Here is a 22,820-nt window from a genome sequence, read left to right on the forward strand (position 1 = left end):
CGCCCGCGGGCCTTACCGTCTCCAGCATGACGGAACCCTCACAGCGGACCGGGCTCCCCTCGGGAGCCGACGTCGTCTTCGTGGGCGCGGGCCACAACGCCCTCGTCGCCGCCGCGTATCTGCTCGACGCCGGACGCAGCGTGTGCCTCCTCGACCGGGCGCCCCGCCCTGGCGGCTGGGTGGACACCGCAGAGCTGGGCGCTCCCGGCTTTCTGCACGACCGGTGGTCGGCGGTGCATCCGGCGTTCGTCGGCGGTCCCGTCTGGGCGGAGCTGGGGCCCGAACTGCGGCGCCACGGCCTGGAGTACGTGACCGCGCCGCTGGCCACCGGGTCCTCGCTGCCGGACGGGCGCGCGGCCGTCGTCCCCGTGGACCAGGAGGCGTTCGCGGCGGAGCTGGACCGGCTCGGCGAGACCGACGGCTGGGCCGCCCTGTTCGACGCCGTCAGCCCCCAACTCCCCGCCCTGCTAGGCCTGTTCGGCGACGGTCTCGACAATCCCGAGGCGGAGGCGGCGCTCGCGGGGCTGATCCGGGACAGCCGGCACAGTGCCGTGCCGTTCGACCGGCTGCTGACCGACAGCGCGGTCGGTGTCTCGCGGGCCTTCTTCCAGACCGAGGAGCTGCGGTCCGTCGCGGTGCCGTGGCCGCTGCACTTCGGCGCGGGACCCGAGGCGCCCGGTGGCGCGCTGTGGGCGGTCTTCGCGCTGGTCGCGCTCGCGGCGGGCGTGCCCGCGCCCATCGGTGGCAGCGGCCGCCTCACCGACGCGCTGGTCGGCCTGGTCGCCGAGCGCGGCGGCACCGTGCACTGCGACACCGACGTGGACGAGGTCCTGGTGCGCGACGGTCGCGCCGCCGCCGTACGCACCCTCGCCGGGGCAGTGGTCACCGCGGCCGAGGCGGTCGTGGTCACCTCCACGCCCGACCAGCTCTACGGCCGGCTGCTTCGCGACACCCCCGGCATTCCCGCGGGCGTACGCGCACAGGCGGCGGGCTACCGTTTCCGGCGCGGCTGCTTCCAGATGGCCGTCTCCCTCTCGGCCCGCCCGCGGTTCGTCGACAGCCGCCTGGACGCGGGCGGCGCGCTCAACCTGGGGCGTGGCATCGGGGAGTTGGTGACGTCGGTGCGGCACGCCGAGGCGGGGCTCCTCCCCCGCCACCCGTCGATCGCCTGGCACGAGCCGACCGCCGTCGACCCCACGCGCGCACCCGAGGGGCAGGCCGTCGTCCGCCTCCAGGTCCTCGACGTCCCGCACACGCCGATCGGGGACGCGGCCGGGTCGGCGTACGGCACCAAGGGCTGGGACGCGGCCACCGCCGAGGCGTTCGCCGACCGGGTGCTCGTGGAGGCCGAGGAGCACGTCCCCGGCGTCACCGGCCTGGTCCTGGAACGCCATATCACCACCCCGGCCGACCTGGCATCCACCAGCCCCAACGTGGGCCCCGGCGACCACGCGGGCGGCGACAACTCGCTCGCCCAGGCCCTCACACGGCGTCCCGTCCCGGCCCACGCGGGCGGCCACCGCACACTCGTGCCGGGGGCCTGGCTGATCGGGGCGGCGACATGGCCGGGGGCCGCGGTGAGCGGGGCGTCCGGGCGGGCGGTGGCGCGGGCGCTGATGGGTGGGACGGCGGCGACGGTGAAGCAGTCCGGGTGAGTCCGCGCGGAGCCGTGGCGCCCTGGCGCGGGGGCAGCATCTCTTGGTGCCAGGGCGGCAGGCACGGGCGCCGGGCTCGGGGCTGCTACGAGGACCCGTTCCAGTCCCCCACGCCGTGCGTCGTCGCGGCGGGGCCACCGCCGTGGTCCAGGTCCCCTCGCTGAAACCGCATCAGGCGGCGGCGTACCTCGGCGGCTTCGGCCGGGTGGTCCAGGGCCGTGAGAACGCGCGCGTGGATGTCGACGGCCTCGACGAGCCGCGCGCCGAGCGGGCCGGGCTTCCTCGCCAGCGGCCACAGCAGCTCGACAGCCTCCTCGATCACCTTCAGGGCGCGCGGCAGCTCCCTGCCCTGGGCGAGATGCATCCAGGCGACGGTGCACAACAGCCCGGCCAGGTCCGCCTGTTCGCGCTCCCCGCCCGCCGCCGCGAACCGCCCCCGCAGCTCGATCGCCTCGCTCCAGGCGACGAACGCCCGGTTGTGCCGCCCCGCCCGGAAGGACGCGAGGCCGAGGCTCTCCAGCGAGGCGGCCAGGGCCGGCTCGTACTGTCGCGGATTCCGCGCGGCGAGCCGGCGCCGGATGGCCGCCGTCTCCTCCAGGACCCTGCACGTCTCCGCCCGGTGGTTCAGGGGTGCGAGGCAGGCACCGAGATTCAGCAGGGCCACGGCGAGGTCCTCCTCGTACGCGGCGGGGTTGACGTGAGCGAGACGGCGCAGCACCGCCACGGCTTCGTGGGCGGCTTCGCGCGCATGTGTGTGCCGGGACACATGGGTCAGGCGGCGGCTGAGGTTGACGAGTGCGGAGGCCAGGGCGGGCTCGTGGGTGTGCGGGTTGGTGCGGGCCAGGTCGCGCTGGATCGCCACCGCGTCCTCGGCGGCGGCGCAGGCCTCCTCGCGGCGTCCGGCCCGCGACAGACAGATGGCGAGGTTCGCCAACGCGGCGGCGAGCGGGGCCCGTTGGGCGGCGGAAGCGGTGGGACCTGCGGCGACGGCGGAAGCGGTGGGGCCGTCCGCGACGGCGGAAGTGCTGCGGTCGGCCGCGACGGCGAGTCGGCGTCTGATCTCCACGGCCTCCTGCACGGTGTCGAGCGCCTCCGCCCAGTGGCCCTCGGTCGCCAGGTCGGCGGCGTAGTTGGAAAGGGCGACGGCCAGCGCGTCGTCGTGCCTGCCGGGCTGTTCGTCGCGCAGTCCGCGCAGCAGCCGTACGGCCTGGTCCGTGGCCGCCAGGGCGTCCGCGAACTGGCCGTCCTTGGCCAGGTAGACGCCGACGTCGCAGAGCACGACGGCGAACGACGGCTCCCCGATGTCGGTGTGGGCGGCGCTCATCGAACGCCGGATCTCCATGGCCCGCTGTCCGGACTTCAGCGCCTGGTCGTGCAGGCCCGCGTGGGACTGGCGCTGGGCGAGCGCGTTCAGGAGCCGCGCCTGGTCCTCCGGGTCGTGGGTGCGGGCGAGCCGGTGGCCGACGAGGCGCTGGGCGAGGGCGGCGGCGCCGGAGTTGAGGTCGGTGTGGGAGCCGTCGGGCAGATGGGCCTCGATCGCCTCGAGGACGTCCGGATCCAGGTCGGCGATCTCACTGAGCGCGGCGAGCGTCGCCCCGCCCGCCGCGACCCCGAGCTCCGGCCGTTCCAGGAGCAGGGGCCGCAGTTGCGCCGACCGCACATGGGGCCAGCGTGCCGCCGTGGCGACCAGCGTCGCGAGGACGCGGCGCAGACACGGCGGCAATTCGCCGTCGAGGAGGCGGCGGGGCGCGTCCGACGCCCATGGGTCGGGGGCGTAACCGTCGATGCCGTGTCCTGCGACGCTCAGCGCGAGGAAGTCCTCGGCGAGCCGGTCGGGATAGAGCGGCTCCAGAACGGTGCCGCCGGTGCCGCCGGCGCCGCCCTCCTCGGCCGGGTACGACAGGGCGTGGTCCTTCAGGATCTGGTCGGCGTGCTCACTGGAGCCGACGCCGATGCGGGCGAGCACTCCGAGCGCCTCGCGGTGGCTGAGCGCGCTCGTCATCGCCGCGGTGTAGACGACCTGGCCGAAGGCGTCCGGGGTGATGAGGACGCGCTTGTTGGCGTGCAGCGTCTCCCAGTGGGCGCGCTCGCGTGCCAGCAGATACGCGGAGACCGCCGCCGCGCCGTCGGGCGCGGCCCGGCCCCTCCGGTGGGCGTCGACGGCGGCGAGCGCGGCCATGTGGACCGCGAGCACCTGGCGGTACTCCGGGTCGGCGCTCAGCCCGTCCGGCGGGCCGACGGCATGCGCGTCGGCTACGCCCAACGCCTGTGCGAAGCAGTCGCGGGCGGTGCGGAAGAGGGTCTGCGGCGAGACCCCGGCGTCGTCGGAGAGGCCGGGCAGCGCCAGGTCGGACACCGGGATGTCGAAGTCGCCGAGGCGGTGGGCGAGGTGCTGCCACCAGGTGCCGCGGGGGCGGGCGACCAGCAGCACGCGGACGCGGCCGCCCTGGCGCACGGCGTCCAGGAGCAGCTCGATGAGGTCCGCCGTGGGCCAGCGCTCCGCGTAGTCGACGACCATCAGGACCCCGGTCCCGCCGTCCGCCCGCCCGGTGATCGGCACGGAGGGGGGCAGCAGGCCCGCCGTCGCGTGCCGTGCCTGGAGCACGCGCCAGCCGCCGGTATGGCTGCTCCGTGCGAACTGCGCGGCGATCCGCGACTTTCCCTGGCCTCCGGGGCCGTGCACCAGGAGCGCGGAGACCTGGTCGGGGCCGTCGCGCCAGGCCGCGAGGCGGGCCAGTTCGTCGTGGCGTCCGGTGAAGTCGACCAGGGCGTACCGGGCGTCGAGCAGCCGGGCGGGCTGCTGCCGCACCCAGGTGTCGGAGATCGCCGGTCTGGTCAGCGGGAAGGATTCCACCGCGTAGAGCGCGCGCTCCGCGCCCAGGTGGACAGCCCGGATCTCGCGCGCCTGAATCACTGAGCCATGGATCGTCGCGCCCTCGATCCACTGCCGATGCGCCGTCACGTCGGCCCCTGCCCGTCCCACCCTGGTCCTCCGCCGCCCGCCTGCCACGAGCAGCCCATCGTCGCGAGCACCGGATTCAGCCGACTCCGAATCGGCCAAAGGGCGCGTCGACGGTTCTGCCTATGCTAATCCGGAGTTCACCGGGGCCCGCTCCCCCGGCGCCGCGCCACGTGGCTGCAACACCCGTGTGAACAGCGTGTGGCAGCGCCCCCACAGCGCCCCGGACCCCGTTGACGGGCCCAAAAGTCCGGTGCTCAACTGTTCGCATGTTCCCCTCGCTGCCGCCGGTTTCACGCGGCCACATCGACTTCTGTCCTGGCGTGGGCGCCCTGAGCCGCTGATCGGCCCTTCGGGCCTCGTCCTCACACGCCGGACGGGCTCTTCCTGACCCGTCCTGCCCCTCACGACGAACCCCTCTGCTTCCTGCCGCGCCGCCCCGTGCCCCCGCACGGTCGCACCGCCCTGCTCTCATCTGCGTACGAAAGGCCCTGTCATGCCTGTGGAGTTCCTCGGTATCGCCGCGACCAACGACGGCTCGGAGACGACCTCGCGTTCCGGTGCCTCCTTCGACAAGGACTACACCCTGCGGCTCGCGCGGGCCCATGAGGACCACGGCTGGGACCGGGTGCTGTTCGCGTACGGATCCGGGTCGCCGATCCCCGCGGCCGCCGCCGGGTACCTCGCGGCGAAGGTCGACTCGCTGGAGATCCTGCTCGCGCACCGGCCGAACGTCTCGTACCCGACGTACGCGGCACGGACGTTCGCGACCCTGGACCAGATCAGCGACGGGCGGCTCACCGTCCACTTCATCACCGGCGGCAGCGACCACGAGCAGCGCCGTGAGGGCGACACGCTCACCAAGGACGAGCGTTACGGCCGCACCCGCGAGTACATCGAGATCGTCAAGAAGGTGTGGACGCGGCACGAGGCGTTCGACCACGAGGGCGAGCACTTCCGGTTCCAGGACTTCGTCAGCGACGTCTTCCCGGTTCAACTGCCGCACCCCGGCGTCTCGTTCGGTGGTTCGTCGCCCGCCGCGTACGCGGCGGGCGGCGCCGAGGCGGACGTCTTCTGCCTGTGGGGCGAACCGCTGGCACAGACCGCGCAGCAGATCGAGGAGGTCGAGCGGGCCGCGCGGGCGGCGGGGCGGGTCGACGTGCCCCGGATCCAGGTGGCGTTCCGCCCGATCATCGCCCCGACGGAGGAGCTGGCCTGGGAGAAGGCGCACCGCACGGTGGGCGCGATCCGCGAGCGCCGCGCGGGCGGGCAGTCGCTCACGCGGCGCCACTCGGCCGACGCCCCCGAGAACACCGGCTCGCAGCGGCTCATCGCCATCGCCGAGCGGGGCGAGCGCTTCGACCGCGCCCTGTGGACGCCGACCGCCGCGGCCACCGGCGGCGCGGGCAACTCCAACGCCCTCGTCGGCACCCCGGAGACCGTCGCCCAGGCCCTGCTCGACTACTACGACCTGGGCGTCGACATCCTGTCCGCGCGCGGCTACGACCTCCTCGACGACGCCATCGACTTCGGCCGGTACGTCATCCCGCTGGTCCGCGAGGAGGTCGCCAAGCGCGACCGGGAGCGGGCCGAGCGCGGTCCGCAGACGCTGCAGCGCACGCTGGACGGCCTGGCGGTGGCCGGATGACGCCGACGACACCGGTGGCCACGCCGTCGGCCACCGACGCGAAGGTCGACTCCGACGCCGAGTCCGGTGCCAACTCCGTTGCCGAGTCGGATGGTGACTCGGCTGGTGACTCGGATGCCCCCGCCGAACTCAGAGTCGTCCCCGCCCGCCACTACTGGCGCTGGGCCGCCGGTGCCGCCGTCCTCGTCCTGACCGCCCAGTTCGCCCACGGTCTCGTCACCAATCCGGCGTGGGAGTGGGAGGTCTTCTTCCGCTATGTGACGGCCGACAGCGTGCTGCGCGCGGTGTGGGTGACGTTGCAGTTGACGGTGTACGGCACGGTGCTCGGCTTCGCACTCGGTCTGGTCCTCGCCCTGATGCGGTTGTCCCGCAGCCCGCTGCTCGCGGGGGTCGCGTGGGCGTACGTGTGGGCGTTCCGCTCCATCCCCTTGATCGTGCAGCTGCTGTTCTGGTTCAACCTGGCTTATCTGTACGAGGAGTTGGGCGTCGGCATCCCCTTCGGCCCGGTCGTGTGGAGCTTCGGCACGATGCATCTCGTCGGGGCGATGTCCGCCGCCGTGATCGGGCTCGCGCTGCATCAGGCCGCGTACGCCGCGGAGATCCTGCGCGGCGGCTTCCTCGCCGTCGAGCCGGGGCAGTTGGAGGCGGCGGCCGCGCTCGGCATCCCCCGGCTGCGGCAGTTGCGCCGGATCGTGCTGCCGCAGGCGATGCGCTCGGTCCTGCCGAACGCCGCGAACGAGATCGTCTCCCTCTTCAAGGGCACCTCGATCGTCTCCGTCATGGCGATCGGCGAGCTGTTCTACCAGGTCCAGGTGATCTACGGCCGCAACGGCCGGGTGGTGCCGCTGCTGATGGTCGCCACCGCCTGGTACATCGTCCTGACCACGCTGCTCTCCGTCGTCCAGTACTACGTGGAGCGGCACTTCGCGCGGGGCGCCGACCGCACGCCCCCGCCCACTCCCCTGCAGCGCGCCCGCGCGTTCACTCGCACCCTCAAGGAGACCCGATGAGCACGAGCCCCGTGATGGTGGACATCCGCGGCGTCCACAAGAGCTTCGGCCCGCACGAGGTGCTGCGCGGCATCGACCTCCAGGTGCGGGCGGGCGAGGTCACCGTGGTCATCGGTCCTTCCGGCTCCGGCAAGTCCACGCTCCTGCGCGCCATCAACCACCTGGAGAAGCTGAGCCGGGGCTCGGTGAGCATCGACGGCGCCCTTGTCGGCTACCGGCGGCGCGGCAACAAGCTGTACGAGCTGAAAGAGCGGGAGATCCTGCGCCGGCGTACCCGTATCGGCTTCGTGTTCCAGAACTTCAACCTGTTCCCGCACCTCACCGTCCTGCAGAACATCACCGAGGCGCCCGTCTCGGCGCTGCGCAGGCCGCGCACCGAGGCGAAGGAGCGGGCGGAGGCGCTGCTCGACCGGGTGGGCCTCGCGGACAAGGCGGACGCCTATCCGCGGCAGTTGTCCGGCGGCCAGCAGCAGCGCGTGGCCATCGCCCGCGCGCTCGCCCTCGACCCGCAGGTGCTGCTCTTCGACGAGCCGACGTCCGCGCTCGACCCGGAGCTGGTCGGGGAGGTCCTGGACGTCATCAAGGACGTGGCCCGCGCGGGCACGACGATGATCGTCGTCACCCACGAGATCGGGTTCGCCCGCGAGATCGCCGACACCGTGGTGTTCATGGACGACGGCGTGATCGTCGAGCAGGGCCCGCCGGGCGACGTCCTGGACCACCCGCGGCAGGAGCGCACCAAGGCATTCCTGTCCAAGGTCCTCTGACCCGCCCGGCCAACCCTGCCCCGCACAGTCCCGTCCCGCCCCGAGGAGCAAGCCCGTGACCACCCGCACCACCCCCGCCACCCTCACCCGCCGCACCACCCTCACCCTGGCCCTCGCCTCCGCCCTCGCCCTCACCACCGCCGCCTGCGGCACCCCCGAAGACGAGGACACCGCCCCGGCCGGACGGGCCGGGCCCGGCGCCAAGGGCACGCGCATCAACCTGAGCCCGGACCAGAAACGCGTGAGAGCCAAGAAGGTCGACGCCATCGCCCGCCTCGTACCGGAGAGGATCCGCAGCCGGGGCACGCTCGAAGTGGTCGCCGCGGCGGGCACGGCGCCCCCGCTGACCTTCTACGCCACCGACGACAAGACCGTCATCGGCGTGGAGACGGACATCGCCCAGCTCGTCGCCGACGTCCTCGGTCTGAAGGTCCGCTCGCACACGGTCGACTGGGCGAACATCTTCGTCGGCCTGGACAGCGGCAAGTACGACGTCGGCTTCAGCAACATCACCGTCACCGAGGAGCGCAAGGAGAAGTACGACTTCGCCACGTACCGTCTCGACACCATCTCCTTCGAGGGGAAGAAGGACCGCGACTGGAAGGTCAGGGGCGCGAAGGACGTGGCGGGCCGCACCATCGGCGTCTCCTCCGGCACCAACCAGGAGAAGCTCCTCGTCGACTGGAGCAAGCAGAACGTGAAGGCGGGCCGCGAGGCCACCGACATCAAGTACTTCCAGAACACCAGCGACTACTACCTCGCGCTCGGCTCGGGCCGCATCGACGCGTATCTGGGGCCCCATCCCGTCGCCGCGTACCACGCGGTCACCACCGGCACGACGGAGATCATCGGAACGTTCTCCGGCGCGGGCGACCGGCTCCAGGGGAAGATCGCCGCCACCACGAAGAAGGACAACGGCCTGCTCAAAGCACTCCACCAGGCGCTGGAACACCTCATCGACGAGGGCGGTTACGGCAAGGTCCTCAACCGCTGGGGCCTGTCGGACGAAGCCGTTCCCTCCTCGGAGGTGAATCCGCGGGGCCTGCCGAAGACCTCGTGAACCGTCGACAGAACTCATGGGCCGTCGAGCAGAGCTCATGAACCGTCGACGCTGTGGGCGATCTTGCTGTACAGGCGGGAGTGGTGGATCTTGATGTGGTCGAGGACCTGGTCCTCGAACCCCACCGGGGCGGTGTCCAGAAGCCGCTCGATGACGACCAGGGACTGCTCCGGGCTGAGCCGCGGCAGATCCCGGTCCAGGAGACCGATCAGCAGGGGGACGAGACGCCAGGTGACCTCCTCCGACGAGCTCAGGACCAGGAAGGACGCACCGACCCTCTTGTGCAGTTCCACGACCTCCTCCGCGGGCAGTTCCGCGCCGTCCAGCCACAGCCGCAGCAGGTCGTGAGCGGCGGAGGTGGCGGGTCGTGTACCGCCGCCGTTGAACGTGGTCACCAGCGGCCCCAGCGACTCGAACAGTGGCCGGAGCGCCTGCAGTGCGACACCGTCGTTCGTTCCGGCCGAGACGTCCATCTTGTGCCAGATCTCGTGCCAGTACGTGCGGTGCCAGAGAGTGGGGCCCTCCTCCCGGGGAACCCGGAAGAGCCAGTGGGCGTCCACCTGCTCCGGGAATTCCAACTCGCCCTGCCGGACGGCGACTTCGATGTCGCGCTCGTGCCCGTGCCGGACGCGCCGCACGCTCAGCGACAGCGCGAGGTCGGTCCACTGCACCTCGTCGAGGGACGATCGCCACAGCAGCACATGGCGGTGCCACACGGTCGCCCAGTTGGGCGACGACGGAAACAGCGCGCTGACCGTCGTACCGCCGGTCAGCAGCAGCGCGAGCACCACCAGGTTCGCGCCGTAGATCCCGTGCCGGGAGGAGACCCGGAGCTGTCGCGGGAGATACGTCGCGTACGGCTGCTCGGCGCGCAACTCCCGCTCCCCCATGGCCCGTACGACGAGCCGGGCCAGCGCCTCGCGCTCCGCCCGCGGCAGTCGTTCCACGCGGGCGCGGGCGAAGCGGAGCATCTGCCGGGAGGACAGCGGCGCGAAGGACAGCAGGGCGAACATCAGGTCGTCGTTGAGGGGCTCGCTGCCCATCGAAAGGACCGGGCGGTGGTCGAGGAGCCCGGACAGGAGCCGCACCGCGAGGCGGACCGCCAGATACTCCCCGAACGTCGCGTGCAGGAACTCATAGCTGGACAGCGTCCGGCCGTCCCGGATCGACTGCGCGCGCTGCACGAAGAAGAAGCGCCCGAGGGCGACTTCGGCCCGCCCCAGGGGTGCGCGGAGCCCGGAGGCCCGCGTCGGCGCCCGCCCGGTGAGGGCCGCCAGATCCTCGTCGAGCTCGGCCGTCGACACCCATTGCCGCTGCCGGTTCATCATGGCGAAGGCCACCAGCGAGAGCCGTTCGAGCTCCTCCTCGACGCGCTGCTCCACTTCGTGGTCGGGGACCCGGACGTCCTTGCGCACCTCGCGCCGGGCGAAGGAGCCGAGCAGCGCCTCGTAGAGGTCGGCCTCGTCCAGGGGGCGTTCGTCCTCGCCGTGGAGGTCGTTCCCCGCGGCCTGGTACAGGGCGAGCATGGTGAGGAGCAGGGGCTGCCCGGCCAGCGCGCGATGCGGTGCGACGGCGTCCCAGGTGAGCGGCGGCAGCCTCATGGCCTGGAAGTTCATGGCGTTGGTGAGGTTCCACTGCTCGATCCAGAGCTGGATCTGCTCCCTGCGGAAGGGGTCGAGGCGCAGCGCGACGGTGCCCTGCGGACAGCGCGCCCGGTCGGCGACCGCGGTACGGCTGGTGACCACGGCCAGGACCGGACGCCCCTGCTCGGCTTCCCGCTCCTGGAAGCGGGCGACCCGCACCAGGAAGTCGTTCTGGTGCACTCCCGTGGTCTGCAGCAGCTCGTCGAACCCGTCGAGCAGGACGACCGGCACCGCGGCGCCCGCGGAGCGCACCAGGTCGGGCCAGGTGGCCCGCTCCCCGGTGGCCTCGCGGATCGCCTGCTCGATCTGGTCCTGGATCTCGTCGTCCGCGCGTACGTCGCGCAGCGCCACCCGCACCGGCAGGAATCCGGCCGACGGCAGCCGGGCCGCGAGGATCCGGACCAGCACGGACTTCCCCGCGCCGGGCTGGCCGAGCACAAGGAGCGGAGCGGCCGTCAGGCCTTCCGAGGTGAGCGCTCCCGCAAGATACTCGGTGAGGTCCTGCCGTACGGGTGCGTCCCGCCACCACTCCTCGTCCGCCGGACTGCCCTGCCCGTCCACCGCCCGCACCCGGAAGTCGGGGTCGAGGTAGGCCTCGGCGAGGCTCGGCATCTGGATTCCCTCGGGTGCCTCCTGGGCGTCGAGGATCCGGTGGTCCAGCGCTGATCGGTGCGCCCGGGAGAGGGCGCCCGCGACATCGGCCGGCGGCCGGTGCAGGGCGGCGCTCGCGGTCAGGAGCGTCTCCAGGCCGACGAGCGCCCTGCGCAGCTCGGCACGCGTGGCCTGATGCTCCACCCGGCTCGCCCACAGACCGAATTCGGGCGCTTCGAGTACGAGCCGCGCGTACAGCGCCTCGTACTCCTGGACGGCGAGCCGGGGAACCGTCGTGCGCACGGCGTGCGCGGCCTCACCGCGAGCGACCTCGTCGAGCCGCTCCCACACGGCGAGCCCCTGCAGGAAGTCGAGCATGCGCGACGCCAAGTGCTCGTACCAGCCGCGCAGTTCGGTGACGTGGACCTCGTAGGGAAGATGCGGCGCGGGACGTGGTGCGTCGACGTGCGCCGCGCCGCCGGTGGAGCCGTCCTCCGACGGGGGCCCGCCGCTCGCCACGATGAACTGCTCCCGGCGGGTCAGCTCCACCTCTTCCCTGGAGAAGGGCAGTCCGACCCTCTCCAGGGCGTCGAAGAAGGCGAGCACGACGATCACGGTGTGGGCCGCCTCCAGGACACGGGCGCGTTCCACCCGGCCGTCGCTACGCCCCAGGCGTTCCCCAAGGCCGCGCCACGCGTCGCGCCCCAGGCCGAGCACGCGTCCCCGCGCGTCGAACATGCCGAGCACGCTGCCGCTCAGGCCACCGGTCGCCAGGTTCAACGCGCCGCCCAGCGCCCGGTCGAGCGCTGCCACAGCGGGCGGATCCCCGCCCAGAAGCCCCAGCGCGTCTCCGAACGACAGCAACCTGCGCGGCGTCACAAGTCCCCCCGAGTGTGTGTTCCGCGGATCCCGCGGCCAGCCTTACACGAATGGACCACCGATGAGCCCGGTTCGCCGCGCATCGGTGGCGTCCGCTCCGGCAGGGCGAAGCAGCCGCGCGAGCCCTCTTGTTGCCGGTCGGGGCATCTGCTTGACTCCGCCCGCCGGAGCGCCACCTCACGGTCGGAGGAAGCCATGGACATCACCCGCAGACGTCTGCTCTCCGCCCTCTCGGCGGCAGGTCTCCTCGCCGTGATCCCCGTCGGGCCGGTGAGCGCTGCCGCCGCCGCGGAGGGCCTGGCGCGGCTGCGCGCCAACACGGAGGCGGTGTTCGCGGGGACGGCCGAGTCCAACGCGCGGCCGGAGACCGCCGCCAAGCTCGCCACCGTCGACAAGGCCGCGCGGGCGAACCTGAAGGCGATGGACACCGCGGGCGAGGGCGAGCTGTTCGCCGGTCTGGCGCTCGGCACCGACGACGCGAACCTCAACACGGCCTTCCGTCGGCTGTACGAGATCGCGCTGGCCACGAGCACGCGCGGCGGCGGCCTGTACGGGGACACGGCCGTGCGGCGACGTGTCATCGACGGCCTGGTGTGGCTGCACGAGCGGTACTACGGCGACCAGTCCAAGGGCTACTACGGCAACTGGTTCCACTGGGAGATCGGCATCTCGCAGAGCGTCAGCAAGGCCCTGGTGCTGCTGTACGACGAGGTGCGCGCGTACCGCCCGGAGCTGGTGCGTACGTACGTCACGTCCATGGACGCGTACCTGCGCAACGGCACCGACGGCGACGTGAACCTCGACTCGCGGTTCCACACCGGCGCGAACCTCGCGGACATCACCACCAACCGCGTCCTCCAGGGCGCCCTGCTCGGCGACGAGGCCCGCGTCCGCAAGGCCCTCACCGACCAGCTCACGGTCTTCGCCACCATCGACCCCTATCGCCTCAACCACGGGGTGACGGACGGCCATTACGCCGACGGCTCCTTCCTCCAGCACGCGTCGGTGGCCTACACCGGCTCCTACGGCAAGGGCCTGCTGACCCGTGTCGTACAGACCCTGAAGATCCTCGACGGCACGGGCTTCGCGCACGGCGAGGAGCTGGTGCCCGTGGTGCGCGGGTGGGTGCGCAACGGGTTCGCGCCGCTGATCTTCGAGGGCTGGATGATGGAGATCGTCAAGGGGCGCGCGGTGTCGCGGACGGACTCCGGCTACACGGACGTGGCCGTCGTGGTCGAGGCCGTCGTCGACCTCTCCGCGCTCGCGAGCGGCGCCGACGCCACCGCCCTGAAGAGCTATGTGAAGCACATCCGCGAGACCTCCCGCGCCACCCTCGACCCGGCCCGCTTCGTCTCGCCCGGCAGCGTCGTGGCGTACGCCGACATCCTCGCCGACGCCTCCGTGCCGGCCGCCGACCTCAACCCCGCCGCGCGCAGCGTCGCCTTCAACGCGATGGACAGGACGGTGCACCGCAGGCCCGGCTACGCGTTCGCGCTCGCGCGCAGTTCGGCGCGGATCAGCAAGTACGAGTACATGAACGGCGAGAACCTGATGCCCTGGTTCCAGGGCGAGGGCGCCCACTACCTCTATCTGTCGGGCCAGGACCAGACGCGGGCGTACGGCGTGGACTACTTCACCACGGTGTCCCCGTACGCCCTCGCCGGGGTGACCGCACCGGCCGAACTGCGGCGCACCGTCCCGGAGTTGTACGGCAAGCCCTACTACGACAACCCCGGGCATCCGCTGAACTTCACGTCGTCGTCGGAGTCGCAGAACAAGTACGTGTACTTTCCGCGCGGCACGCACGGGCACTCCGGGGGCGCGGTGCTCGGGGCGTACGGCGCCGCCGCGATGGTGCAGTCCAGTGATGTCCCGTACCGCGACCGGGAGTTGCTGCCCGACGACTTCGTGGTCCATCGCAACGCGTCGGCCACGAAGTCGTGGTTCCTGTTCGACGACGAGATCGTGGTGCTCGCGGCGGGCGTGGGCGACCTCGCGGGGCGGGCGGTGACCACCGCCGTCGACGCGCGTGTCGCCGCGCCGGACGACGCCGTGTCCCTGACGGGGGTACGCCGTGACGGCCGCCCGTGGTCCGGGACCGGGACGGCCGACCTGCGGTGGCTGCGGTACGCCAACGCCTCGCAGGGCACCTCCGTGGGCTACCTCTTCCTCGACACGCCACGCGTACGGGTCGCCCTTGACGACGTCACCCGCAGCCGCCGCGTGGTCCGCACCGCCAACCCGGACACCGCGGTGACCCGCCAGGTCTTCGGCGTGTCCGTCGACCGGGCCGCCGGGGCCCGGCCTGTCGCCCTCGCCTACGCGCTGGTGCCGAACGCGGGCGAGCGGCTGCTGCGGTCGTACGCGGGCGGCCCGCTGAAGGTGCTCGCCAACTCAACGCGGCTGCAGGCTGTTTCGCACTCCGGCCTCGGCCTGACGGCCGCCAACTCCTTCGGCTCGGGACGGCACGAGGCGGGGGGCCTGGAGGTGGACGGGCCCGCGTCCGTCATCGTGCGGCGCCGAGGCCCGTCCGGGGCGACGGGCATCGCCGTGTCCGACCCGACCATGGACCGGGACTCGGTCGGGGTGCTGTTGCGGGGGCGGCGGCTGCGGGTCGATGCGGCGGACGAGGGGGTGCGGGTGCGCTTGGTGCGCGGAGGCACCCGGGTCGAGGTGGACACGCACCACGCGTACGGGCGGAGCTTCACGGCGACGTTGCGCGAGACGCGGTGAGAGGGTGGCGCCGGTCGGCGCACCCTCTCCGCGCCCCCGGCCCGGGGGTGTCTCACGCCGCCACCGCGTCATGGTGAATCGGCGTGTGCGCCCCCATCAGCGGCACCCCCGTCCCACCCCGCCGTGACGCGATGATCTCCGCCGCGATCGAAAGCGCCGTCTCCTCCGGCGTGCGCGCGCCCAGGTCGAGACCGATGGGCGAGTGCAGCCGGGACAGTTCGAGGTCGGTGACGCCCGCGTCGCGGAGCCTCGCGTTGCGGTCCTCGTGGGTGCGGCGCGAGCCCATCGCGCCGACGAAGGCGAGCGGCATCCGCAGGGCCGCCACGAGCACGGGCACGTCGAACTTGGCGTCGTGGGTGAGCACGCACAGCACGGTGCGGCTGTCGGTCGGGGTGCGTTCCAGATAGCGGTGCGGCCAGTCGACGACGATCTCGTCGGCTTCCGGGAAGCGGTTCCGGGTGGCGAACACGGGGCGCGCGTCGCACAGCGTCACGTGGTAGCCGAGGAACTTGCCCGCCCGCACCAGCGCCGCCGCGAAGTCGACGGCGCCGAACACGATCATCCGGGGCGGCGGCACGCTCGACTCGACGAGCAGCGTCACCCCGCCGGGGCAGTGCGCGCCGTCCTCCGACACCTCGACGGTCGCGGTGCGCCCCGCGTCGAGCAGCGCCCGCGCCTCGGCGGCCGCGGTGCGGTCGAGCCCTGCCGCCCCGCCGAGCCCGCCCTCGTACGACCCGTCGGGCCGCACGAGGAGCGCCCTGCCGCACAGCTCGGCGGGGCCGCGGGTCACCCGGGCCAGCGCCGCGGTCTCCCCGCGGGCGGCCGCCGCGAGGGCGGCCGCGTACACGGGGCGGTCCGGGGCGTCGACGCCGACCGGGGTGATGAGGATGTCGATGACACCGCCGCAGGTCAGGCCCACGGCGAAGGCGTCGTCGTCGCTGTACCCGAAGCGTTCGAGGACGCTCTCGCCGTCCTGGAGGGCCTGGGCGCACAGTTCGTACACCGCGCCTTCCACGCAGCCGCCGGAGACCGAGCCGATGACGGTGCCCTCGCGGTCGACTGCGAGGGCGGCGCCGGGAGGGCGCGGCGCGCTGCCGCCGACCGCCACGACGGTGGCGACGGCGAACTCGCGGCCCTCCTCGGCCCATCGGCCCAGCTCTTCGGCGATGTCAAGCACGGGATCCCCCGGTCGGCGCGGTGGCCGCGCCGAGGACCCGGTCCGGACGGATCGGCAGGTCGCGGTGGCGGACGCCGGTGGCGTGCCAGACCGCGTTGGCGATCGCGGCGGCCGCGCCGACGATGCCGATCTCGCCGATGCCCTTGATGCCGACCGGGTCGTCCGGGTCGGGGTCGTCGACCCAGTCCGCCTCGATGACGGGCACGTCGGCGTTGGCGGCGAAGTGGTAGCCCGCGAGGTCGCCGTTGGCGAGCGCGCCCGACGCGTGGTCCCTGATCGCCTCCTCGTGCAGGGCCATGGACAGGCCCCAGGTCATGCCGCCGACGAACTGGCTGCGCGCGGTGAGCGGGTTGACGATCGTCCCGGCGGCGAAGATGCCGAGCATGCGGCGTACGCGTACCTCGCCGGTGGAGGTGTCGACGGCGACCTCGGCGAACTGGGCGCCGTAGGAGTGCCGTTCCTTCTCGGCGAGCGCGCCGATGGCCTCGGCGCTGTCCGAGCGCACGGTGATGCCCTCCGGCGGGATGTCGGCCCCGAGGGCGAGCCGCTCGCGCAGTTCGTCCACCGCGATCATGACGGCCCACGCCCACGACCGCGTGCCCATGGAGCCGCCGGACAGCCAGGCCTGGCCGAGGTCGCTGTCGCCGATGCGGACGCGGATCCGCTCCAGCGGCACGCCGAGCCCGTCGGCGGCGACCTGGCCGAGCGCGGTGCGCGCTCCGGTGCCGACGTCGGCCGCGTTGATCCGCACGGTGAAGGTGCCGTCGGCCTCCGCCGTGACCGCCGAGGTCGACGGGGCGGCGCCCGCGGGGAAGGTGGCCGCGGCGGTGCCCGTGCCGACCAGCCACCGGCCGTCGCGGCGCACGCCGGGGCGCGGGTCGCGGCTGTCCCAGCCGAAGCGCCGTGCTCCCTCGCGGAAGCAGGTGAGCAGTTCGTTGCTCGCGAACGGCAGTCCGGTGACGGGGCCCACGGCCGGTTCGTTGCGGGCCCGCAGTTCGATCGGGTCCAGGCCGCACTTCTCGGCGAGCTCGTCGAACGCGGACTCCAGCGCGAAAGACCCGGGCGCTTCCCCCGGCGCGCGCATGAACGTCGGCGTGGGCACGTCGAGCGGCACCACGTGGTTGGCCGTGCGGTGCGCCTCCGCGTCGTACATGGCCCGGCCGAACGCGCTGCTCGCCTCGACGAATTCGGTCAGGGTCGAGGTGAGGGACACCCCGTCGTGGTCGAAGGCGCGCAGCCGCCCGTCGGCCCCGGCGCCGAGCCTGACCCGCTGGGCGGTGGGGCTGCGGTAGCCGATGAGCGAGAACATCTGGCGGCGGGTCAGGACCACCCGGACAGGGCGGCCGATGACGGTGGTGGCCATGACGGCGAGCACGTTGTGCGCGCGGGCCAGGGCCTTGGAGCCGAAGCCGCCGCCGATGTGCTCGGAGCGCACGTGCACCGAGGCCGGGTCGAGCGAGAAGAGGTTGGCGAGGTCGGTCGCCGTCGCCAGCGTGCCCTGGGTGGAGTCGACCACTTCGAGCCGGCCGTTGTCCCAGCGGGCCATGGCCGCGTGCGGCTCCATGGCGTTGTGGTGCTGTTCGGGGGTGGTGTAGCGCTCGTCCACGACCACGTCGGAGGCGGCGAGTTGGGTCTCCAGGTCGCCCTTCTCCGTGACCGCGGGGCCCATGGCACTCGCTTCCGGCGTGTAGCGCGCGGAGTGCTCGGCGGAGAAGCCGACGTCGTGGGCCTCGGTGTCGTAGTGGACGACCAGCGCCTCCGCGGCCTCCCTGGCCTGCTCGGAGGTCTCGGCGACGACGAGCGCCACCGGCCAGCCGATGTGCGGCACCCGGTCCCGCTGGAGGATCTCCGCGACGGGGTCGGGCCCGAAGGAGCCGACGAAGCCCTCCTGGAGGCGGGGGGCGTTGCCGTGGTGGAGGACGGAGAGGACGCCGGGCATCTTCAGCACGGACGCGTCGTCGACGGAGCGCACGCGTCCGCGCGCGACGGTGGAGACGACGATCCAGCCGTGGGCCAGCTCGGCGAACGGGACCTCGCCCGCGTACCGCGCCTGGCCGGTGACCTTGGCCAGGCCCTCCAGGCGTGTGTGCGCGGCGCCGACGGCGCCCGTGGCCCTGGTCGTTCCGGTCGCGGTGGTCATCGGGCGGCCTCCTCGGTCAGCTCGGTCAGCAGGGTGACGGTCAGGTTGCGCACGAGCGGCACCTTGTACCCGTTGTCGGACAGGGGCTCGGCGGCGGCCAGTTCGGCGTCCGCGGCGGCGGCGAAGGCGGCGGCCGTGGCCGGTCCGCCGGTCAGCGCGCGCTCGGCCGCGTGTGCGCGCCACGGCCGCGACGCCACCGCGCCGTAGGCCAGGCGCACTTCGCGTACGACACCGTCCCGCACGTCGAGCGCGGCGGCCACCGAGCCGATGGCGAAGGCGTAGGAGGCGCGCTCGCGGACCTTGCGGTAGCGCGAGTGGGCGGCGACCGGGGCGGGCGGCAGGGTGATGTGGGTGATCAGGGCACCGGGCGGCAGCGCGGTCTCGCGGTGCGGCGTGTCACCGACGGGCAGATAGAAGTCGGCCAGCGCCAACTCGCCCGGCCCGTCGCCCGTTTCGTACGTGACGACGGCGTCGAAGGCCGCGAGGGCCACCGCCATGTCGGAGGGGTGGGTGGCCACGCAGTGCGCGGAGGCGCCGAGGATCGCGTGGTTGTGGTGCTCGCCCTCCAGGGCCGCGCAACCGCTGCCCGGGGTCCGCTTGTTGCAGGGCCTGGCCCTGTCGGTGAAGTAGCCGCAGCGGGTGCGCTGGAGCAGGTTGCCGCCGACGGTGGCCATGTTGCGCAGTTGCCCGGAGGCGCCGGCGAGGACGGCCTGGGCCAGGGCGGGGTAGCGGAGCCTGACCTCGGGGTGGGCGGCGAGGTCGCTGTTGGTGACGGTCGCGCCGACGCGCAGTCCGCCGTCCGCCGTCACCTCGATGCCGTCGAGGGGCAGTTGGGTCACGTCGACGAGCAGCGCGGGCCGCTCGACGCCGGTCTTCATCAGGTCGACGAGGTTGGTGCCGCCGCCGAGGTAGCGCGCCTCGGGGTCGGCGCCTAGCAGGGCCACGGCCCCGGAGACGTCGTACGCCCGCTCGTATCCGAACTCCCTCATGCCGCCGCCCCCTTGGCCTTCACGCCGTCGGTGGTCGCGTCGGCCGCGCGCACCTCTTCGGCGGCGCGGGCGACCGCGCCCACGATGGCCACGTACGCGCCGCAGCGGCACAGGTTGCCGCTCATCCGCTCGCGGATCTCGTCCGCGTCGAGCGGCGGCGGGCCCGCATCGGGCCGTACGTCGGCGGTCGCGGCGCTCGGCCAGCCCGCCGCGTGCTCCTCGATGACCGCGATGGCCGAACAGATCTGGCCAGGTGTGCAGTAGCCGCACTGGTAGCCGTCGAGGTCGAGGAAGGCCTGCTGCACGGGGTGCAGCCGGTCGCCGTCGGCGACGCCTTCGATGGTGGTGATCTCGCGGCCGTCGGCGGCGACCGCGAGCTGCAGACAGGACAGCGTGCGGCGGCCGTCGACGAGGACCGTGCAGGCACCGCACTGGCCCTGGTCGCAGCCCTTCTTGGTGCCGGTCAGGTCGAGGCGCTCGCGCAGGGCGTCGAGCAGGGTGGTGCGGTGGTCGACGGGCAGCGTGCGCTTCTCCCCGTTCACGTTCAGGGTGATGCCGCTGGACGTCGCGGGGGCGCTGGACGTCGGTGGAGCCATGATCGGCCTTCTTTCGCGGATGCGGTGCGCGACGGGCGCCGAGGCGTGGGCACGGGCGGCGCGGGTCGCGCAGGTGACACGGGAAGAGCGGGCTGAGAGGGCTGAGCAGGAGGTGCAGCACTGTGCGGGCCGGAGCGCGGGCGGCCGTGGGGCCACCGACCGAATGCATCCGGCCATGCCTGCGCTATGGTGGAGTGAACTCAAACGGACAACTGTCCGCTAATCTGCGAACCTACCGGACAGCTGTCCGCTTAGCAAGGTTCGACGAGCGCGTCCCGACCCCGGCTCCAGCGCGGCCGGCGCCCACCGCGACTTCCAGGAGGACCACGAGTGCGGGAGAAGAGAGAGACGCCCCTGCGCTCGGACGCGCAGCGCAATCGCGAGCGCATTCTCGTCGTGGCGCTGGAGGAGTTGACGCGGTGCGGGGACGCCCCGCTGAGCGCGATCGCCAAGAAGGCCGGTGTCGGCCAGGGCACGTTCTACCGCCACTTCCCGAGCCGTGAGGCCCTGGTCCTGGAGGTCTATCGCCACGAGGTGCTGCAGGTCGCCGACGCCGCGCCCCGGCTCCTGGAGTGCCACCCGCCCGAGCGGGCGCTGCGCGAGTGGATGGACCACCTCGCGCGGTACGCGATGACCAAGGTCGGCCTGGCCGACGCCATGCGCGTGGCGACCACCAGCCACGGCACGCTGAAGAGCGTGGCGCACGGCCCGCTCTCCACCGCCATCGCCCTGCTGATCGAGGCCAACGAGCGCGCGGGCACCATCCGCCCCGGCCTCACCCCCGACGACTTCCTGCTCGCCATCGCCGGACTGTGGCAGATCGACCCGCAGGAGGAGTGGCAGCAGCGCGCCGGCCGCCTCCTCGACCTCGTCATGGACGGGATGCGGTCCGGCGCGCCGGGTACGCGTACCGAGGCCGGCTAGCGGTTCTCCTTGCACACCTGCTGAATCGCCGTCACCAGCTGGTCGCGGTGGGGCTGGGCCGCCCGGTCGAGCTCCAGGGCGAAGGGCAGCACCGCACCGTCGGGGCGGGTGATCCGCCGCGGCGGCGCGACCAGGCGCATCTCCTCGGCCGCCGCCGCGACGACCTCCGCGCCCAGGCCGCAGAAGCGGTTGGAGTCGTCGATGACGACGAGGCGCCCGGTGCGGTTCACGGACTCGGCGAGGCCGTGCCAGTCGAACGGGTAGACCGTGCGCGGGTCGAACACCTCCACCGACACCTCGTCGGCGAGTTCCTCGGCGACCTCGACGGCCTGGCCCACGAAGTGCCCGACCGCCACCACGGTGACGTCCGTGCCGGAGCGCGCCACATGGCCGACCCCGAGCGGCAGCGGCGCGAGCTCGTCGAGGTTCACGCTCTGGAAGCTCATCGACGAGGCGGCCGGTGTGAGCACCACGACGGGGTCGTCGTCACGTATCGCGGAGACCAGCAGGCCGTAGGCGTCGGCAGGGCTGGAGGGCACCACGGTCTTCAGGCCGACGTGCGCGAAGAGGCTGTAGGGCTGGTCGGAGTGCTGGCCCGCCCAGCCGGTCCGCGAGCCCGACCCGGGCACCAGATAGGTGACCGGCACCTTCGCCTGACCGCCCGTCATGAGGGAGAACTTGTGCGCCTGGTTGGCGATCTGCTCGAAGACCAGGAACATCAGCGACGGGATCTGGAACTCGATGACCGGGCGGTGCCCCGACAGCGCGGCGCCCGTCGCGAAGCTCGTGAACGCCTGCTCCGACAGCGGCGTGTCGACGATCCGCTCCGGGCCGAAGCGCTGCACGAGCCCCTTGGTGACGTTGGCGACGCCGACGCGGATGTCCTCACCGAACACGCACACGTCGGGGTCCCGCGCGAGTTCGTCGGACAGGGCCCGCGTGAGCGCGGTCAGATAGCCGAGCTTAGGCACTGGTGGTCACCCCCGCCCGGGGCCGCAGCCCCGTCGCGTACAGAAAGTCGAGAGCCTCGGACGGATCGGGCTTCGGGCTGTCGCGCGCGAACCGCACGGCCGCGTCGAGGATGGCCTCCACCTCGTCGTCGACGCGGGCGCGGTCCTCCTCGGCGATGCGCGCGCCCTGGATGTCCATGGGATCGCGGCGGCGCCCCTCCTCCACCTGTTCCTGGGTCCGGTAGCGCACGAACGACCGGTGCTCCCAGGTGTGGTGGGCGTCGAAGCGGTAGGTGCGGCACTCCAGGAACGCGGGCCCACCGCCCTGCCTGGCCCGCTCGACGCACTCCCGCGTGGCGGCGAACACGGCCTCGGCGTCCATGCCGTCGACCGTCGCCGCGGGAATGCCGAACGCGGCGGCGCGGCCCGGTATCGAGCCCGCGACCATGTCCTCCACGGTGGCCGTCGAGGAGTAGCCGTTGTTCTCGCACACGAACAGCACCGGCAGCCGCCACAGCGACGCCAGGTTGAAGGACTCCAGGACCACGCCCTGGCTGACCGCGCCGTCGCCGAAGAAGCTGACGGCGACCCGGTCGGCGCCCGCGCGCACCGCGGCCCAGGCCGCGCCGGTCGCGATCGGTGCCCCGGCGCCGACGATGCCGTTCGCGCCGAGGATGCCGAGGCCGACGTCGGCCGCGTGCATGGAGCCGCCGCGGCCCTTGTTGAGCCCGGTGGTCCGGCCCATCAGCTCGGCCGTCATCCGGTCCGGGTCCGCGCCCTTGGCCAGGACGTGCCCGTGCCCGCGGTGGGTGCTGGTGATGAGGTCGTCGGGGCGCAGCGCCGCGCACACCCCGGCGGCCACGGCCTCCTGCCCGATGTAGGGGTGGATGCCGCCGACGATCTCGCCCGCCTTCACGAGGGCGACGCAGCGCTCCTCGAAGCGGCGGATCAGCCTGATGGTGCGGTAGAGCGCCACCGGGTCGGGACCGCCGGCGTCCGGACGGCGCGTATCCGAACCGTCCGTGTCCGGACTGCCCGTCTCCGGACCGTCCGTGTCCGGCCGCGCTGTCGGATCGCCTGGGGGATTTGGCATGGCCTC

Annotated in this window: 15 protein-coding genes; 7 read left to right on the forward strand and 8 right to left on the reverse strand. The window is 73.0% G+C overall.

Annotation, left to right across the window (positions count from 1 at the left end; genetic code table 11):
* Positions 1 to 26: 26 nt before the first annotated feature.
* Complete coding sequence (locus IEY91_RS23300; RefSeq protein WP_189175535.1) at positions 27 to 1,655, forward strand: phytoene desaturase family protein; 1,629 nt, start codon at positions 27 to 29, stop codon at positions 1,653 to 1,655.
* A gap of 85 nt (positions 1,656 to 1,740) precedes the next feature.
* Here IEY91_RS23300 and IEY91_RS23305 read toward each other — a convergent pair whose 3' ends face one another.
* Positions 1,741 to 4,617 carry a tetratricopeptide repeat protein gene (locus tag IEY91_RS23305; RefSeq protein WP_189175536.1) on the reverse strand — a complete coding sequence of 959 codons (2,877 nt, stop codon included), beginning with the start codon at positions 4,615 to 4,617 and terminating at the stop codon, positions 1,741 to 1,743.
* A gap of 493 nt (positions 4,618 to 5,110) precedes the next feature.
* Here IEY91_RS23305 and IEY91_RS23310 point away from each other — a divergent pair, with 493 nt between their 5' ends.
* From IEY91_RS23310 to IEY91_RS23325, 4 genes are read left to right on the forward strand one after another with little or no spacing between them, the layout of a single operon-like run.
* Positions 5,111 to 6,262 (forward strand): LLM class flavin-dependent oxidoreductase, encoded by a 1,152-nt coding sequence (locus IEY91_RS23310; protein ID WP_189175537.1) that lies wholly within the window; start codon positions 5,111 to 5,113, stop codon positions 6,260 to 6,262.
* Positions 6,259 to 7,272 carry an amino acid ABC transporter permease gene (locus IEY91_RS23315; protein WP_189175538.1) on the forward strand — a complete coding sequence of 338 codons (1,014 nt, stop codon included), beginning with the start codon at positions 6,259 to 6,261 and terminating at the stop codon, positions 7,270 to 7,272. The genes IEY91_RS23310 and IEY91_RS23315 overlap by 4 nt, the downstream gene beginning before the upstream one ends.
* A complete protein-coding gene (locus IEY91_RS23320) occupies positions 7,269 to 8,039 on the forward strand; it encodes an amino acid ABC transporter ATP-binding protein (protein WP_306309912.1) in 771 nt (256 codons plus the stop codon). The genes IEY91_RS23315 and IEY91_RS23320 overlap by 4 nt, the downstream gene beginning before the upstream one ends.
* Positions 8,040 to 8,094: 55 nt before the next feature.
* Complete coding sequence (locus IEY91_RS23325; protein ID WP_189175539.1) at positions 8,095 to 9,099, forward strand: ABC transporter substrate-binding protein; 1,005 nt, start codon at positions 8,095 to 8,097, stop codon at positions 9,097 to 9,099.
* A 35-nt stretch (positions 9,100 to 9,134) separates the two neighbouring features.
* Here the strand turns inward: IEY91_RS23325 and IEY91_RS23330 are convergent, their stop codons facing one another.
* Positions 9,135 to 12,146: an NACHT domain-containing protein gene (locus IEY91_RS23330; protein ID WP_189175540.1), complete on the reverse strand. Its 3,012-nt coding sequence runs from the start codon at positions 12,144 to 12,146 to the stop codon at positions 9,135 to 9,137.
* Positions 12,147 to 12,407: 261 nt separating this feature from the next.
* Here IEY91_RS23330 and IEY91_RS23335 point away from each other — a divergent pair, with 261 nt between their 5' ends.
* Positions 12,408 to 14,945: a polysaccharide lyase family 8 super-sandwich domain-containing protein gene (locus tag IEY91_RS23335; protein WP_189175541.1), complete on the forward strand. Its 2,538-nt coding sequence runs from the start codon at positions 12,408 to 12,410 to the stop codon at positions 14,943 to 14,945.
* A gap of 52 nt (positions 14,946 to 14,997) precedes the next feature.
* Here the strand turns inward: IEY91_RS23335 and IEY91_RS23340 are convergent, their stop codons facing one another.
* From IEY91_RS23340 to IEY91_RS23355, 4 genes are read right to left on the reverse strand one after another with little or no spacing between them, the layout of a single operon-like run.
* The gene (locus IEY91_RS23340) at positions 14,998 to 16,122 is read right to left on the reverse strand and encodes an XdhC family protein (RefSeq protein WP_189175542.1); all 1,125 of its coding nucleotides are present in this window, start codon (positions 16,120 to 16,122) and stop codon (positions 14,998 to 15,000) included.
* Entirely contained in the window at positions 16,115 to 18,262 is a 2,148-nt protein-coding gene (locus IEY91_RS23345) for a xanthine dehydrogenase family protein molybdopterin-binding subunit (RefSeq protein ID WP_189175543.1), read from the reverse strand. The genes IEY91_RS23340 and IEY91_RS23345 overlap by 8 nt, the downstream gene beginning before the upstream one ends.
* Positions 18,259 to 19,251 carry an FAD binding domain-containing protein gene (locus IEY91_RS23350; protein WP_189175544.1) on the reverse strand — a complete coding sequence of 331 codons (993 nt, stop codon included), beginning with the start codon at positions 19,249 to 19,251 and terminating at the stop codon, positions 18,259 to 18,261. The genes IEY91_RS23345 and IEY91_RS23350 overlap by 4 nt, the downstream gene beginning before the upstream one ends.
* Positions 19,248 to 19,847, reverse strand: a complete 600-nt coding sequence (locus tag IEY91_RS23355) for a 2Fe-2S iron-sulfur cluster-binding protein (RefSeq protein ID WP_189175545.1) — start codon at positions 19,845 to 19,847, stop codon at positions 19,248 to 19,250. The genes IEY91_RS23350 and IEY91_RS23355 overlap by 4 nt, the downstream gene beginning before the upstream one ends.
* 330 nt (positions 19,848 to 20,177) lie before the next feature.
* Here IEY91_RS23355 and IEY91_RS23360 point away from each other — a divergent pair, with 330 nt between their 5' ends.
* Positions 20,178 to 20,771 carry a TetR/AcrR family transcriptional regulator gene (locus tag IEY91_RS23360; RefSeq protein ID WP_164317388.1) on the forward strand — a complete coding sequence of 198 codons (594 nt, stop codon included), beginning with the start codon at positions 20,178 to 20,180 and terminating at the stop codon, positions 20,769 to 20,771.
* On the opposite strand, the gene IEY91_RS23365 is transcribed toward IEY91_RS23360, so the two are convergent.
* Positions 20,768 to 21,742: an alpha-ketoacid dehydrogenase subunit beta gene (locus IEY91_RS23365; RefSeq protein ID WP_189175546.1), complete on the reverse strand. Its 975-nt coding sequence runs from the start codon at positions 21,740 to 21,742 to the stop codon at positions 20,768 to 20,770. The genes IEY91_RS23360 and IEY91_RS23365 overlap by 4 nt on opposite strands.
* Positions 21,735 to 22,814: a thiamine pyrophosphate-dependent dehydrogenase E1 component subunit alpha gene (locus tag IEY91_RS23370; RefSeq protein WP_189175547.1), complete on the reverse strand. Its 1,080-nt coding sequence runs from the start codon at positions 22,812 to 22,814 to the stop codon at positions 21,735 to 21,737. Before IEY91_RS23370 ends, IEY91_RS23365 begins: the two co-directional genes overlap by 8 nt.
* Positions 22,815 to 22,820 lie beyond the last annotated feature (6 nt).

The organism is Streptomyces lasiicapitis, assembly GCF_014646335.1.
Taxonomy (GTDB): domain Bacteria; phylum Actinomycetota; class Actinomycetes; order Streptomycetales; family Streptomycetaceae; genus Streptomyces; species Streptomyces lasiicapitis.